This window comes from Phocaeicola sp. ICN-14070 (assembly GCF_037892625.1).
GTDB lineage: Bacteria > Bacteroidota > Bacteroidia > Bacteroidales > Bacteroidaceae > Phocaeicola > Phocaeicola plebeius.
Window position 1 is genome coordinate 36,736 of the sequence record NZ_JBBKBF010000001.1, and the last position, 14,093, is coordinate 50,828.

Sequence of the window (14,093 nt, forward strand, 5' to 3'; positions counted from 1 at the left end):
GTTATTGTTTAAAGCCTAACAGGGCACGGGCGTTCTGTACGGCAGCCTCTGTCAGGGTGGCACCGCTGAGCATGTGGGCAATTTCCTGCACCCGTTCTTCATCCGTCAGGCGACGGATATGACTGTTGGTTCCGGTGTCGGTATCTTCCTTGTACACCTTGTAGTGCGCAATTCCGCGTGCGGCAATCTGGGGCAGGTGAGTGATGCTGATAACCTGGCGGTTCTGGCGTCCCATGTCCTGCATTATCAGTGCCATTTTCTCTGCGATGGAGCCTGACACACCGGTATCAATTTCATCGAAGATGATGGTCGGTAGTTTGACGGCTCCGGCAATCATGGCCTTGAGTGAAAGCATGACGCGGGCAATTTCACCTCCCGAAGCGATGGAAGCCACGTTCTGCAAAGTTCCGTTCTTATTGGCTGAGAACAGGAAAGTCACGCTGTCCATCCCTTTGCTGTCGGGTTCTTTTCTGGGAGTCAGTTCCACGGCAAAACGCACGTTAGGCATACCCAGTGGGATGAGCAGGGATTCCATCTGCGATTCAATGTGCCGTGCCGACTGTGTACGAAGCGCGGTCAGCTTTTCGGCCTGACGAAGCACCTCGGCATACAATTTCTTCTTTTCACCCTCCAGTTCTGCAATCCGGTCGTCGAAAGAAGTGATGGCATTCAACTGGCTGCGATAGCTTTCCGTCTGTTCAATCAGTTCTTCTACCGACTGCACACGGTGTTTCTGCTGCAAGGAATAAATCAGGTTCAACCGTTCGTTGACAAAATCCAGACGTGCCGGATTGAATTCCACTTCTTCCTCCGCATTGTCGATTTCGCGGGAAATATCTTTCAGTTCAATGTAGCAGCTGTTCAGCCGTTCCATCCATTCCTTAGCCGGCGCATATACCTGTGTCAGGCCCTGAAGAGTCTGCATGCACTCCTTGGTCAGTGAAACCGTACCGCCTTCCTCACCGTTAATCAGCTGGCTGGCTTTATAGAGTCCAGCCTTAATGTCCTCGGCATGGCTCAGTGTCTCTGCTTCCTGTTCCAGTTCTGCCTGCTCTCCGTCTTTCAGTCCGGCTTCTTCCAACTGTTCCAGCTGAAAGCGGATATAATCTTCATCCTGACGGCTCTTTTCAGCCTGTGCGATGAAATCATCCAGTTCCTTTGCCACCTTTTTATAAGAAAGGTATACCGACTGATAAGCCGACAATGCCTGCTCGTCTTGTGCTAAAATGTCCAAAATGTTCAACTGGAAACCTTCCTTGTTCAGTAGCAGGTTTTGGTGCTGGCTGTGCACGTCAATCAGTTTTTCGCCCAGCATTTTCATCTGTGCCAGCGAAGCCGGCGTATCGTTGATGAAAGCACGGCTCTTCCCGTTGGCCGACACTTCACGGCGAAGGATACATTCGTCCGGTTCAAATTCGATGTCATTCTCCTGAAAGAACGGTTCCATGCCGTAGTTGGCAATCCGGAAAGTCGCCTCCACAATACACTTGGAAGCTCCCTTCTTGATGGATTTCACGTCGGCACGCTGTCCCAACAGGAGTCCGATAGCCCCTAAGATAATAGACTTTCCGGCACCGGTCTCACCGGTAATCACCGAAAAGCCGGACGTAAAGTCAATGTCCAGCTTATCAATCAGGGCATAGTTCTGTATAAAGATAGACTGTAGCATAACGGTTTAGGAATGAAACAGACTGGAAAGTTTATCCACAATGTCTTCGGCCACTTCCTGCTTGCGCTTTAACGGGTAGGAAACAGCTTCAGTGCGGTCTATAATCGTAATCTTGTTGGTGTCGCAACGGAAACCGGCTCCTTTGTCATTCAGCGAGTTCAACACGATGAAGTCAAAGTTCTTGCGTGCCAGCTTATCCTGGGCATGGCTTACCTCGTCGCAAGTTTCCAGTGCAAACCCCACCAGTAACTGGTCCGGACGTTTTTCCTTTCCTAAGGAAGCGGCAATGTCGCAAGTCGGTTTCAACCGCAGCACCAGGTCGTCCTTTTCCCGTTTGATTTTCTGGTCGGCCACCTGCTCCGGCGTGAAGTCCGCTACGGCTGCACACAAGATTCCTGCGTCTGCATCCTTGAAGGCATCGGCAGCTGCACGGTGCATTTCGGCCGCACTCTCCACGTCTATGCGACGAATGTTCGGATGAACCGTCTGCAGGGTAACCGGACCGCTCACCAACACCACTTCCGCTCCACGTGAAGCACAAGCCTCAGCCAGGGCATAGCCCATCTTTCCGGAAGAGTAATTGCCGATAAAGCGCACCGGGTCAATTTTCTCATAAGTAGGCCCTGCGGTAATGACGATTTTCCGTCCGGCCAGGTCTTGCTGACGGGCAAAGAACGCTTCTAATACCTCGATGATTTTCTCAGGCTCTTCCATGCGTCCTTTTCCTACCAGGTGGCTGGCCAGCTCGCCCGAAGCCGGTTCGATAATATGATTGCCATAGCTGCGCAGAATGTCGAGGTTATGCTGGGTAGAAGGATGAGCAAACATATCCAGGTCCATGGCCGGAGCCACAAACACCGGAGCCTTCATCGACAGGTAGGTCGTCACCAGCATGTTGTCGGCTACCCCGTGCGCCATCTTTCCGATGGTGGAAGCCGTAGCCGGAGCGATGACCATGGCGTCGGCCCACAATCCCAAGTCCACGTGGCTGTGCCATGTGCCGTCACGCTGTGAGAAGAACTCGCTGATGACCGGCTTGCTGGTCAGCGCCGAAAGCGTGATGGGAGTGATGAACTCCTTTCCTGCCGGCGTGATGACAATCTGCACCTCCGCACCTTTCTTAATCAGTCCGCGTGTCAGCACGGCCGCCTTGTAGGCCGCAATACTACCCGTAATACCCAGTACAATTTTTTTGCCTTGTAGTGTATTCATGCTACCTTCCGTTTACTTGACCAGCCCCGTTTCGCGCAGGCGGATTTTTGTCAATACATTCTTCGTGTTCAGTGTGAAGTCTCCGTTCATAATCCAGCCATAGTAGCCCAGATCTTTCTTGAGCACTTCCGACACCGGAATACCTTTGTATTTTCCGAAGTTGAACACTTCCACGCCGTTGTCGTCATACACGATTCTTCCGGCAAAGTCCACGTTCTTGCTGTAGCTGGAATATTCCGACAAGTAGTTGATGTCGTTCTGAAGCACGTCAGGATAATGGTCGAGCTGCGCCTTCAGCACCTCGTAGGTAGCCCGTGTATCGGCTTCTGCCGTATGCGCGTCTTCCAGATTCTTTCCGCAGTAGAACTTGTAGGCAGCCGAAAGCGTGCGCTGTTCCAGCTTGTGGTAAATCACCTGCACGTCGACAAACTTCCGCTTGGTCAGGTCGATGTCAATGCCAGCACGGAGGAATTCCTCTACCAGCACCGGCACGTCAAAGCGGTTGGAGTTAAAACCGGCAATGTCGGCCCCTTCAATGTCGCGGGCAATGTCCTTTGCCACTTCCTTGAAAGTAGGACAGTCGGCCACATCCTCGTCGTGAATGCCATGAATGGCAGTCGATGCCTCCGGAATGTGCATTTCCGGATTGATGCGCAAGGTCTTGGCCTCTTCGTTGCCGTTAGGATAAACCTTCAAGTAGCAGATTTCTACAATACGGTCTGTATTAATATTAGTGCCCGTGGTCTCCAAATCGAAGAACACGAGCGGATTTTTCAAGTTCAGTTTCATGAGTCTGTGTGTAACAAAAAAGGATTAGTCGTTCAGCATCATCGGCATCAGCAGCATCAGCAGGTCTTCGTCTTCCTCCTGTTCTTCAGGAACGATGACACCTGCGCGTGACGGGTCGGCCAGTTCGATGATGATGTTCTGTGCAGAAATGTTGTTCAGGATGTCAATCAGGAACGACGACTTGAAACCGATGCTCATCGGGTTGCCGCCATACTGACAAGCGATGGTTTCTTCGGCCGAAGTAGAGAAGTCGATGTCCTGTGCAGAAATCTTCATCTGGTTTTCCGACAAGCTCAGCTTGATCAGGCTGCTTGACTGTGAAGAGAACACAGACACACGGCGCAGGGCACTGATGAAGAGCGCACGGTCAATGATGGCACGGTGCGGGTTGTTCTGCGGAATGACAGAATTATAGTTCGGATAACGTCCCTCAATCAGACGGCAAATCATCTGATAGTTTTCGAGGGTGAACATGGCATTGCGGTCGTCAAAGCCAATCTGTACGTCGCCCTGTTCCTTCGGCAGCAGGTTCTTCAGCAGGTTGGCCGGCTTCTTCGGAAGGATGAAGGCAGCTTTTTCTGCTCCTCGTGCGGCATAGGTCTTGCAACGTACCAGCTTATGACCGTCGGAAGCCACCAGCGTAATGTCTTCCGTACTGATGTCGAAATAAATACCGTTCATCACCGGACGAAGTTCGTCGTCGGCAGTCGCAAAAAGGCTGCGGTTTACGCCGTTCATCAAGATTTCTGCTCCCATGATCACCTGTACGGCATTGCTGCCCAATGCCTGTGCCTGCGGATATTCGTCGGCATTCTGTCCCATCAGACTGTATTTTCCATTCAGGTATTCCACGGTAATTTCCATGTTGCTGGGTTCGATGTGGAAACTCAGCGGCTGTTCAGGAATCTCTTTCAATGCTTCCAGCAATGTCTTGGAAGAAACGGCAAAACGGCCGTCGCTGTCCGATTCATTCACTTCGATGGAAGTAGACAGCGTAGTGTCATTGTCCGAAGCAGTCATAAAGAGTGTACCGTCTCTCAGTTCGAAGAGGAAACAGTCCAGAATGGGTAATGAATTTCTTGAGTTGATTACTCGGCTGATAGCCTGCAAATGACTGAATAAAGCAGTACTTGAAACGATAAACTTCATAGCTGTTTTTATATTTGTTTTTGTTCTGTTTTTATTATTAAATGCATCTACGGATGCTCTAAACCAATTGCCAAAGTTACGAAAAGATTGCATACACCCCACAAAAAAAGGTCTTAAAAATTAGTTTTCTTCTATGGAAAGTCGTAATTTCGTCACCGAATTTAAAAATACTATTTATGGAATTAGCAGGAAGAGTGATTGCGGTTCTGGAACCGAAAGGCGGTACCTCGCGGAACGGCAACGAATGGAAGGTACAAGAATATGTCATCGAAACACACGACCAGTATCCGCGTCGCATGTGCTTTGATGTCTTTGGGGACGACAAAATCAAACAGTTTAATATTCAGGTGGGCGAGGAGCTGAACGTATCGTTCGACATTGATGCCCGCGAATGGCAAGGACGCTGGTTCAACAGTATCCGTGCATGGAAGGTGGAACGTGTGGGAGCCACTCCTCAGATGCCTCCGGTAGAAGCTCCATTCCCTCCGGTAAATGCAGCTCCGGCCGATTTCTCCATGACAGACGAGAAAGACGACCTGCCGTTCTAAATGAATACGGAAATTTGAATGCCTCCTTTGCTTCTGGAAAGATGAAGTGAAGGAGGTTTTTTATTGTCCGTTTTCGGCCGTGTACTTGACGGGTTGTCGGGGTTGGCAGGCATTTTTATAAAGTATATATACGCGGGGTGTGGAAAAATATAACGCTTATATTTTTCCACACCTGTATATAGGAAGTTTGAAAAACCGGTGCCAACCCCGACAACCCGTCAAGCTTTCCATTGTTCGTTTATGCTTCTATAGCTGATTAGTCTCTGTAAATCAAAGAGATATCATTTCCTCGGCATTCCTCCTATTATTGTTTGGAGGATTTGTTTAAAATCTCTCAACACGCTTTTTCTTACTGTTTTTGCATCTTTTTCACACACTTGCATGTCTGTGTGAAAAAACACACTTACGTTTTGGTTCGAATGTACTTGTGTTTGAGCTTGAACGTACTTGCGTTTTGATTCAAACGCCTTTGTGTTTCACAACAAAGGCACTTGCATTTTAGAAAAGAGCTGAGGGTCTTTTATTCTCTACAATTGGAAAGGTTTACAGAAGATTATATCTGTGTTTTTTCTAACTTTGTAGAAACCATTGAAAGTTATGAGAACAAAATTGTTGAATGCCTTATTCAGTCTACTCTTGTGTTTGGGCGGAAGCTCTTGCGTGGTGCATCGCCATGCACCCAAGCCACCACATAAGAAGGAGATTCCTCCTGGTCATGCGAAAAAAATACGTGGTAGAAAATCTGCAAAGTTCGATGCTCCCGGGCATCGTAAGCATCTTCCTCCTCAATTCTGAACTAGTAATATTTCAGAATCCAAGGGAGAATAACCAGTAAATTTTTCTTGATTAGCGGCTCATCTTTAATTCATATAGAAAAGTCGCTATAAAAACTATTCTCTTTAGTTATATTAACTATAAATATTAGTTTATGAACTAAAAAATTTAGTTCTTTGCAATAACCAATTGAAACGGAAATGAAAACACTTACTGCCAAAGAAGAAGAAATCATGGGATTTTTCTGGGAGAAAGGTCCGATGTTCGTCAAGCAGTTGCTGGAACTCTACGAAGAGCCACGACCGCACTTCAACACCCTGTCGACCATCGTAAGAGGACTGGAAGAAAAAGGCTACCTGTCGCATACAGCGTTTGGTAATACCTACCAGTATCATGCCCTAGTGTCGGAAGAGGAATTCCGACGGAAAACCCTGCGTGGGGTCATCTCCAAATATTTCAACAACTCTTTCTTAGGGGCTGTTTCCTCGCTGGTGAAAGAAGAAGACATTTCGGTGGAGGAACTCAAGGAACTGATACAGAAAGTAGAAGAGGGACGGCTATGAGAAAACGCATATTATTGGCGGCGTGGCTGTTATGTGGTCTGATGCTGCCTTCCTGGGGACAGACGGAAAGTAAAAAGAACCCGAAACTGCTGATAGACGGCTGTTTCTTCATGGAGACGCCCTCCGAACTGAATGGGGCAAAACTCAAGATGGCTGTTCTGAAGAACGAAGACGGACGGATGATGATGCTGGTGACAGGCGTCAAACTAAGCGAGAATTCAAAGAAATACGCTGTTCCTCTGTCTGAAGTGAAGGATGCAGATTATTGGCTGGAAAAAGCGAAGGGAAACGTAAAGTTTATGTCAATGATTACTCACACTTCTAAACTGGCCATGAAGGAAGGGGAGCGCATCAAACCTTTCAGCGTACAGGCTACCGACGGTACCCGCTGGACTGACCGCAATACCCTGGGACGGCCGCTGGTGCTCAACTTCTGGTACACGGGATGCGGCCCTTGCATTCGTGAGATGTCCGAACTGAGCAAATGGCTGGATGCCTGCCCGGATGTGAATTATCTGGCCGTCACCTGGAACACTCCCGAACAGATACAGAAGATTGTGGAACGTCAGGGATTCCGCTTCCGTCAGATAGCAGGCGATTCTGTGTTGTGGAAAATGTTTGGCGTACAGCAGACACCCACCACGGTTGTGCTCGATAAACAGGGAGTGGTGCGAAAGATCACTATAGGCACCAACCAGCAGAAACGTGATGAACTACTGAAAACCATCCGGCAATTATCTGCCGGGAAATAAGCGGAAGTTAGCGAAGACCTTGGTCGGTACAGAATAATATAATCGTAAACACACATAAAAGTCATGGGAACCTTTTTAGTCTATATACTCAAGTCGGCTGTCTGCCTGGCGATGTTCTATCTGTTCTATCGCCTGCTGCTCAGCAAGGAAACTTTCCATCGTTTCAACCGGATGGCTTTGCTGGGAGTAATGCTGCTCTCATGCCTGCTGCCTTTGGTAAAGGTGACGGTGGAACAGGCTTCGCCGGTAAATGCACAAGTGATGTCGATGGAAGACTTGTTGCTGATGTACCAATGGAATAGTGAAGCGGTAGTGGTAGAAGAGGGTAGTCGCCCGTTCCACTGGCAGGAAGGGCTGGTGTTAGTCTATTTTGCGGGGTTGTTTTTTGTCATCGTCCGTCACCTCTGGTCGCTGGGACGCATGCTTTATCTCATTCGTCACAGCCGGTGTGAAAGGTTGGACAATGGTATCCGCTTGGTGGTTCACCGTCGTAAACTGGCTCCTTTCAGCTGGATGCGCTACATCGTGATTTCGGAAACAGACTTGAAGGAAAGCGGACATCACATTCTGGTGCACGAAATGGCCCACATCCATTACCGTCACTCATGGGACTTGTTGCTGACCGAAGCCTGTGCCTGGTTGCAATGGTTCAATCCGGCCATCTGGCTGCTCAAGCAGGAGTTGCAGAACATCCACGAATACGAAGCCGACGAAGAAGTACTCCGTCAGGGCATCAATGCGAAAGAATATCAAATGCTATTAATAAAAAAAGCCGTTGGCGCAAGGCTCTACTCTATTGCCAACAGCTTTAATCACAGTTCACTTAAAAAACGTATCACTATGATGATTCGAAAAAAATCCAATCCGTGGGCACGTGCCAAGTACCTCTATGTACTTCCGTTGGCAGCCGTTACCGTAGCTGCTTTTGCCCGTCCTGAAATCTCTCAACCACTCGATGAGATTTCAAGTGTCAAAGTTAATGATTTATCGGCAGTTTTGGAAACGTATGCCGATAAAAATGTGTCGAATCCCGCCGAAAAGACCAAACTGAAGATGAAGGTGGTGGATAAAAAAGGAGCACCCATCATTGCAGCAACCGTACTTGTGGCGAATACGACCAACGGGACCATTACCGACGAAAACGGTAATTTCACGCTGGAAGTCGGCACCGACCAAAGCATCCAGGTGGCCTACATCGGTATGAGTACGGTTACCATGTCGGTCAAAGACTGTCTGAAGAAAGCCGACCAGACAATTGTCTTGTCTGAAAGTGAGACAAAGAAAGATGTGAAGGTGGTAGCACCTACTCCGCAAGCTGTGGTGTCGGACGACCAGACGTTTAGCGTAGTGGAGCAGATGCCGGAATATCCGGGTGGTATGCGTGCTGGTCTGGAATTTATGGCACGCAATCTCAGGTATCCTGCAAAGGCACAGGAAGCCGGTAAGCAGGGGCGTGTCATCGTGCAGTTTGTGGTAAGGAAAGACGGTTCGCTGAGCGATTTCAAGGTGCTCCGTCCGGTCGACCCGTGGCTGGATGCCGAAGCTATCCGCGTAATCAGCACCATGCCGAAATGGAAGCCGGGCATGCAGGACGGAAAGCCGGTCAGCGTGAAATTTACTCTCCCGGTGACTTTCATGCTGGAGGGAACCAACAACAAGCCGAAGGCAAGCGACAATGACGTCGTAGTAGTGGGATATGGAGTCACTCCGGCTCCTCAGAAAAGCGAAGTTCCGGCAGCAATCGTCCAGATGTTTCAGAACGGAAAGGACGGTCAGGGAAAAGAAGAAGCATTGCCGATGGTGCTGATAGACAAAACGGAGGCCTCCACCGAAACAATGAACAAGCTCGACCCTCAGTGTATTGAATCAATCACTGTATTGAAAGACGCAGATGCTACCGCAATATATGGCGAAAAAGGAAAGAATGGCGTGATTCTCATCACTACCAAAAAGAAATAAAAACACTCTCTATCTAAAAGAAACGCGCAAGGGTATTTGAAAATATCCTTGCGCGTTCTCTTTTAGTTTTCAGAGGTTTCTTTAAAGTGTGACACCATTCTTAAAAATGGCAATCTCACGGTAGTTCTTCTTCTCATTGTTCACAGGCTCTCCGCTGGCCACCTGAATCACATAATCAATGAAACGGCGACAGGTAGTTTCCATCGGTTCGTCTTCTACGATGACACCGGCATTGAAGTCAATCCATCCGGGCTTGTGCGCCGCCAGGTTAGAGTTGGTAGAAATCTTCATGGTAGGTACGAAGGTACCGAATGGCGTACCGCGTCCTGTAGTGAACAACACGATGTGGCAGCCGGAAGAGGCGAGGGCCGTAGCAGCTACAAGGTCATTGCCCGGAGCCGAGAGCAGGTTCAAGCCTTTTGTCTGCAAGCGTTCTCCGTAAGCCATCACACCCGATACGTAACTCTTTCCGCATTTCTGTGTGCAACCCAGTGCTTTTTCTTCCAGTGTAGAGATACCTCCGGCCTTATTACCCGGCGAAGGATTCTCGCCCACGGGCTCTCCATGTGAAAGAAAGTATTCCTTGAAATCATTAATCAGACTCACCGTCTGGTTGAACAGTTCCGTAGTACGGCAACGGTTCATCAGGATGGTTTCTGCCCCGAACATTTCGGGAACCTCAGTCAGTACCGAAGTTCCTCCCTGCGCAATCAGGTAGTCGGAGAACATGCCCAGCAGCGGATTGGCCGTAATGCCCGAGAAGCCGTCGGAGCCACCACATTTCAGTCCCACACGCAACTCAGAGAGGGGCACATCGGTACGCTCGTCCTGACAGCACTTGGCATACAGTTCACGCAAGATGCGCATACCTTCTTCGTATTCATCGTCTACCTTCTGTGCTACCATGAAGCGGATACGGTCTTCGTCATACATACCGACAAATTCACGGAACACATCGGGCTGGTTATTCTCACATCCTAATCCTACTACCAGCACGGCTCCGGCATTGGGATGAAGCACCATGTCGCGCAGAATCTTCTTCGTATTCTCATGGTCTTCACCCAACTGCGAACAGCCGTAGTTATGCGGGAAAGCCACAATGGCATCCACTCCCTTTCCTCCGTCCGTCTCGCGGCGAAGGCCCTCGGCCAACTGGTTCACGATACCGTTCACACAGCCCACGGTCGGGATAATCCAGATTTCGTTACGCACGCCGATGTCTCCGTTCCGACGGCGATATCCCTTGAACGTGCGGTGTTCCACCGGAATGTCCGTGTGCACCTCCACAGGCTGGTAAGTATAATCCAGCAGTCCTGCCAGATTAGTCTTAATTTCTTTCTCGCTCACCCATGTACCTTCGGGCACATCGGTAGTAACATGACCGATAGGGTAGCCGTATTTAATGATATTCTCTCCGGCCTGGAAATTCTTCAGCGTCACCTTGTGGCCGGCAGGCACATCCGTGCGCAGGGTAATCACCCGTCCGTCTGCCTCGATGGTTTCTCCTGTATGAAGGGGAGAAATAGCCACCGCCACGTTATCAGCCGGGTTGATTCTCAAATAAGTTGTTTTCATATTAATAGTGATGTAATCAGGTTATTCGTTGACATGTGCATCGAAATAGAAATCGATGTTTTCCGTCGTAATCAGGTTGATGGGCATGTAGTTGCAGTCCTTCACCTTCTTGCGCAGAATCAGGTGGTTGCACAGACATTCAATGCTGTTGTATCCCTGCACGGTAGGCTGCTGAGCTATGACAAAGTCAATGCTTCCAGCTTTCAGGCAAGCCACGTTGCGACGCAGCAGGTCGTAGCCCATAAGGTGGAAGTCCGTACGTCCGTGACGCTGCATATACTCACCGATGATATACGCCTTCGAGTTGAAGGTGATACCGCACTTCACGTTCGGATGCGCCGCAAAGAAATCATCCAGCAACGAAGCATCTTCACCCGGCTGTTTGGCATAGAGGTTCAGTTCCCACATTTTCAGTTCCGGACAGTGCTCCTTCATATATTCATAGAAACCCTCTTCACGATGGAGCTGCTGGTTCGAACCCAGACGTCCTTCGTTTATCTGACGGAAGAGGACAATCTCCGGCTCGCCTTTTGCCAGCAGACGCAACATGCGGGCGGCAAAGTATCCGCTCCGCTGGGCATGCTGTCCGTAGAAAGCCAGCGGTTCCAGTCGGGCAATATTCGAATCAATAAACACATACGGAATGCCGGCTTCACGCAGCAGGTTGACAAACTGCTCCGTTTCTTCTTCCACGGTAGGCGAAAGGATAACTCCGTCGGGCTGTGCGTCCAGAATGCGCATACCACTTTCTATAAAGGCGCCCGACTCATACTGGTCATAATAATAATCCGACAGAGAAACATTGAAATCGGAAAAGCGGGTGATGGCCTGTTGCATGCCGCGCTCCACATCTTTCCAATAGTCCCCCTCATTGTGCGAAGGAAGCAGATAGGCAAATCTGTATTTCTTGTTCGAAGCCAGCGCACTGGCATACATGTTGGGCTGATAGTTCAGCTTCTTCAATATTTCTTCCACTTTAATGCGGCTGGATTCGGACACACCGCTCCGGGAGTGAAGTACACGGTCTACTGTTCCCACCGATACTCCGGCCATCTGGGCGATGTCCTTGATTCGGATTCTATCTTGCTGTTTCTCCATGCGTTCTTACCTTATTATATTGTACAATCTGTGCATTCAGTAAAAAATCAATTTTTTCGATACAAATATATAACTTATTTTGGTTTTTAAAAAATAAACCGTACCTTTGTGTGCGTACACAAAATAGATATTTCAAAAGCAACCGATGAAAGAATCGTTTTTGTGATACGAGTTAAGAACTACATTATTAATCACATAAGTATAAAAATATCTGGCAATGGGAAAAATTGTTACTTTAGGCGAAATCATGTTGAGATTGTCTACACCGGGCAATACTCGTTTTGTTCAATCAGACAGCTTTGACGTAGTTTACGGTGGAGGTGAAGCAAACGTAGCTGTGAGCTGTGCCAACTATGGTCATGAAGCATACTTCGTAACCAAATTGCCGAAACACGAAATCGGACAGTCAGCTGTAAACGCATTGCGCAAATACGGTGTGAAGACTGACTACATCGCCCGTGGTGGTGACCGCGTAGGTATCTATTACCTGGAAACAGGTGCTTCTATGCGTCCTAGCAAGGTTATCTACGACCGCGCTCACTCTGCCATCGCTGAAGCTGATTCTTGCGACTTCGACTTTGATGCTATCATGGAAGGTGCTGACTGGTTCCACTGGTCTGGTATTACTCCGGCTATCTCTGACAAGGCTGCTGAACTGACTAAATTGGCTTGTGAAGCTGCAAAACGTCACGGAGTAACAGTTTCTGTTGACTTGAACTTCCGCAAAAAACTGTGGACAAAAGAAAAAGCACAGTCTATCATGCGCCCGTTGATGCAATATGTAGACGTTTGTATCGGTAACGAAGAAGATGCTGAACTTTGCTTAGGCTTCAAACCAGATGCTGACGTAGAAGGCGGTAAGACCGATGCAGAAGGCTACAAGGGAATCTTCACAGCCATGGCTAAGGAATTCGGATTCAAGTATGTAATTTCTACTTTGCGTGAATCTTTCTCTGCTACTCACAACGGCTGGAAGGCTATGATTTACAACGGTGAAGAATTCTATACTTCTAAGCGTTACGACATCGACCCGATTATTGACCGTGTAGGTGGTGGTGACTCATTCTCAGGTGGTATTATCCACGGCTTGCTGACCAAAGCTACTCAGGGCGAAGCATTGGAATTCGCAGTAGCAGCCTCAGCATTGAAGCACACTATCAACGGCGACTTTAACCTGGTATCTGTAGAAGAAGTAGAAGCACTGGCTGGTGGTGACGCTAGCGGTCGCGTACAGAGATAATCACTCAAACAAACAACATTTCATTTAAGGTTAAAAAAATGGCTAAATTCGATAAAATTGCAGTGTTGAACAAGATTGGTTCAACAGGTATGGTTCCTGTATTCTATCACAAGGATGCAGAAGTAGCAAAGAAAGTGGTAAAGGCTTGCTATGACGGTGGTGTACGTGCATTTGAATTCACCAACCGTGGTGACTTTGCACACGAAGTATTTGCTGAAGTAGTGAAATTCGCAGCAAAAGAATGTCCGGAAATGGCAATGGGTGTAGGTTCTATCGTAGATCCTGCTACTGCTTCTCTGTACATCCAGCTGGGCGCTAACTTCGTGGTAGGTCCGTTGTTCAACCCTGAAATCGCAAAAGTCTGCAACCGTCGTCTGGTGGCTTACACTCCGGGATGCGGTAGCGTATCAGAAGTAGGTTTTGCACAGGAACTGGGCTGCGACCTCTGCAAAATTTTCCCGGGCGACGTACTGGGTCCGAAACTGGTAAAAGGTTTGCTGGCTCCGATGCCATGGTCTAAACTGATGGTAACCGGTGGAGTAGAACCGACTCAGGAAAACCTGACTTCATGGATTAAGGCAGGAGTATTCTGCGTAGGTATGGGTTCTAAGTTGTTCCCGAAAGACAAGGTAGCTGCTGAAGACTGGACTTACGTCACAGAAAAATGTAAGGAAGCATTGGCTTACATTGCAGAAGCTCGTAAATAATACAGAAATTCATTTTGTTTAAAGGTGTATAAGTGAGAAGCCTCGCTACGTCCGGAAG

Annotated in this window: 12 protein-coding genes; 6 read left to right on the top strand and 6 right to left on the bottom strand. The window is 48.5% G+C overall.

The features are described from left to right. Position 1: 1 nt before the first annotated feature. Genes recN through dnaN form a run of 4 tightly spaced genes read right to left on the bottom strand, consistent with a single transcriptional unit; the run spans position 2 to position 4,819 of the window. Entirely contained in the window at positions 2 to 1,669 is a 1,668-nt protein-coding gene (gene recN / locus WKT20_RS00170; protein WP_117701866.1) for a DNA repair protein RecN, read from the bottom strand. Positions 1,670 to 1,675: 6 nt separating this feature from the next. After that, entirely contained in the window at positions 1,676 to 2,881 is a 1,206-nt protein-coding gene (coaBC, locus tag WKT20_RS00175; RefSeq protein ID WP_007558362.1) for a bifunctional phosphopantothenoylcysteine decarboxylase/phosphopantothenate--cysteine ligase CoaBC, read from the bottom strand. A gap of 12 nt (positions 2,882 to 2,893) precedes the next feature. Beyond that, a complete protein-coding gene (locus WKT20_RS00180; RefSeq protein WP_117671577.1) occupies positions 2,894 to 3,670 on the bottom strand; it encodes a 3'-5' exonuclease in 777 nt (258 codons plus the stop codon). Between the two features lie 24 nt (positions 3,671 to 3,694). After that, the gene (gene dnaN / locus WKT20_RS00185; protein WP_118165456.1) at positions 3,695 to 4,819 is read right to left on the bottom strand and encodes a DNA polymerase III subunit beta; all 1,125 of its coding nucleotides are present in this window, start codon (positions 4,817 to 4,819) and stop codon (positions 3,695 to 3,697) included. Positions 4,820 to 4,995: 176 nt separating this feature from the next. Here dnaN and WKT20_RS00190 point away from each other — a divergent pair, with 176 nt between their 5' ends. The 4 genes from WKT20_RS00190 to WKT20_RS00205 all read left to right on the top strand — a co-directional run bounded on the left by WKT20_RS00190 (position 4,996) and on the right by WKT20_RS00205 (position 9,415). Further along, positions 4,996 to 5,367, top strand: coding sequence for a DUF3127 domain-containing protein (locus WKT20_RS00190; RefSeq protein ID WP_007558357.1), 372 nt, complete (start codon positions 4,996 to 4,998; stop codon positions 5,365 to 5,367). Between the two features lie 974 nt (positions 5,368 to 6,341). Next, the gene (locus tag WKT20_RS00195) at positions 6,342 to 6,704 is read left to right on the top strand and encodes a BlaI/MecI/CopY family transcriptional regulator (protein ID WP_340416598.1); all 363 of its coding nucleotides are present in this window, start codon (positions 6,342 to 6,344) and stop codon (positions 6,702 to 6,704) included. Next, entirely contained in the window at positions 6,701 to 7,456 is a 756-nt protein-coding gene (locus WKT20_RS00200) for a TlpA family protein disulfide reductase (RefSeq protein ID WP_340416599.1), read from the top strand. Before WKT20_RS00195 ends, WKT20_RS00200 begins: the two co-directional genes overlap by 4 nt. A 63-nt stretch (positions 7,457 to 7,519) precedes the next feature. Then, positions 7,520 to 9,415, top strand: a complete 1,896-nt coding sequence (locus tag WKT20_RS00205; protein ID WP_340416600.1) for a M56 family metallopeptidase — start codon at positions 7,520 to 7,522, stop codon at positions 9,413 to 9,415. A gap of 81 nt (positions 9,416 to 9,496) precedes the next feature. On the opposite strand, the gene WKT20_RS00210 is transcribed toward WKT20_RS00205, so the two are convergent. Both WKT20_RS00210 and WKT20_RS00215 read right to left on the bottom strand, forming a co-directional pair. Next, positions 9,497 to 10,990: a UxaA family hydrolase gene (locus WKT20_RS00210; RefSeq protein WP_340416601.1), complete on the bottom strand. Its 1,494-nt coding sequence runs from the start codon at positions 10,988 to 10,990 to the stop codon at positions 9,497 to 9,499. A gap of 21 nt (positions 10,991 to 11,011) precedes the next feature. Further along, complete coding sequence (locus tag WKT20_RS00215; protein WP_117701875.1) at positions 11,012 to 12,088, bottom strand: LacI family DNA-binding transcriptional regulator; 1,077 nt, start codon at positions 12,086 to 12,088, stop codon at positions 11,012 to 11,014. A gap of 217 nt (positions 12,089 to 12,305) precedes the next feature. Here WKT20_RS00215 and WKT20_RS00220 point away from each other — a divergent pair, with 217 nt between their 5' ends. Together WKT20_RS00220 and WKT20_RS00225 are read left to right on the top strand one after the other, a co-directional pair. Then, positions 12,306 to 13,328, top strand: a complete 1,023-nt coding sequence (locus WKT20_RS00220; RefSeq protein WP_117673805.1) for a sugar kinase — start codon at positions 12,306 to 12,308, stop codon at positions 13,326 to 13,328. Positions 13,329 to 13,366: 38 nt separating this feature from the next. After that, positions 13,367 to 14,035, top strand: a complete 669-nt coding sequence (locus WKT20_RS00225; RefSeq protein WP_007558337.1) for a bifunctional 4-hydroxy-2-oxoglutarate aldolase/2-dehydro-3-deoxy-phosphogluconate aldolase — start codon at positions 13,367 to 13,369, stop codon at positions 14,033 to 14,035. Positions 14,036 to 14,093 lie beyond the last annotated feature (58 nt).

What these genes read in the sequence shown, in the direction of transcription:
- WKT20_RS00215 (WP_117701875.1), bottom strand. Translation starts at nt 12,088, where the DNA reads ATGGAGAAACAGCAAGATAGAATCCGAATCAAGGACATCGCCCAGATG.
- dnaN (WP_118165456.1), bottom strand. Translation starts at nt 4,819, where the DNA reads ATGAAGTTTATCGTTTCAAGTACTGCTTTATTCAGTCATTTGCAGGCT.
- WKT20_RS00195 (WP_340416598.1), top strand. Translation starts at nt 6,342, where the DNA reads ATGAAAACACTTACTGCCAAAGAAGAAGAAATCATGGGATTTTTCTGG.
- WKT20_RS00205 (WP_340416600.1), top strand. Translation starts at nt 7,520, where the DNA reads ATGGGAACCTTTTTAGTCTATATACTCAAGTCGGCTGTCTGCCTGGCG.
- WKT20_RS00190 (WP_007558357.1), top strand. Translation starts at nt 4,996, where the DNA reads ATGGAATTAGCAGGAAGAGTGATTGCGGTTCTGGAACCGAAAGGCGGT.
- WKT20_RS00180 (WP_117671577.1), bottom strand. Translation starts at nt 3,670, where the DNA reads ATGAAACTGAACTTGAAAAATCCGCTCGTGTTCTTCGATTTGGAGACC.
- coaBC (WP_007558362.1), bottom strand. Translation starts at nt 2,881, where the DNA reads ATGAATACACTACAAGGCAAAAAAATTGTACTGGGTATTACGGGTAGT.
- recN (WP_117701866.1), bottom strand. Translation starts at nt 1,669, where the DNA reads ATGCTACAGTCTATCTTTATACAGAACTATGCCCTGATTGATAAGCTG.
- WKT20_RS00210 (WP_340416601.1), bottom strand. Translation starts at nt 10,990, where the DNA reads ATGAAAACAACTTATTTGAGAATCAACCCGGCTGATAACGTGGCGGTG.
- WKT20_RS00225 (WP_007558337.1), top strand. Translation starts at nt 13,367, where the DNA reads ATGGCTAAATTCGATAAAATTGCAGTGTTGAACAAGATTGGTTCAACA.
- WKT20_RS00200 (WP_340416599.1), top strand. Translation starts at nt 6,701, where the DNA reads ATGAGAAAACGCATATTATTGGCGGCGTGGCTGTTATGTGGTCTGATG.
- WKT20_RS00220 (WP_117673805.1), top strand. Translation starts at nt 12,306, where the DNA reads ATGGGAAAAATTGTTACTTTAGGCGAAATCATGTTGAGATTGTCTACA.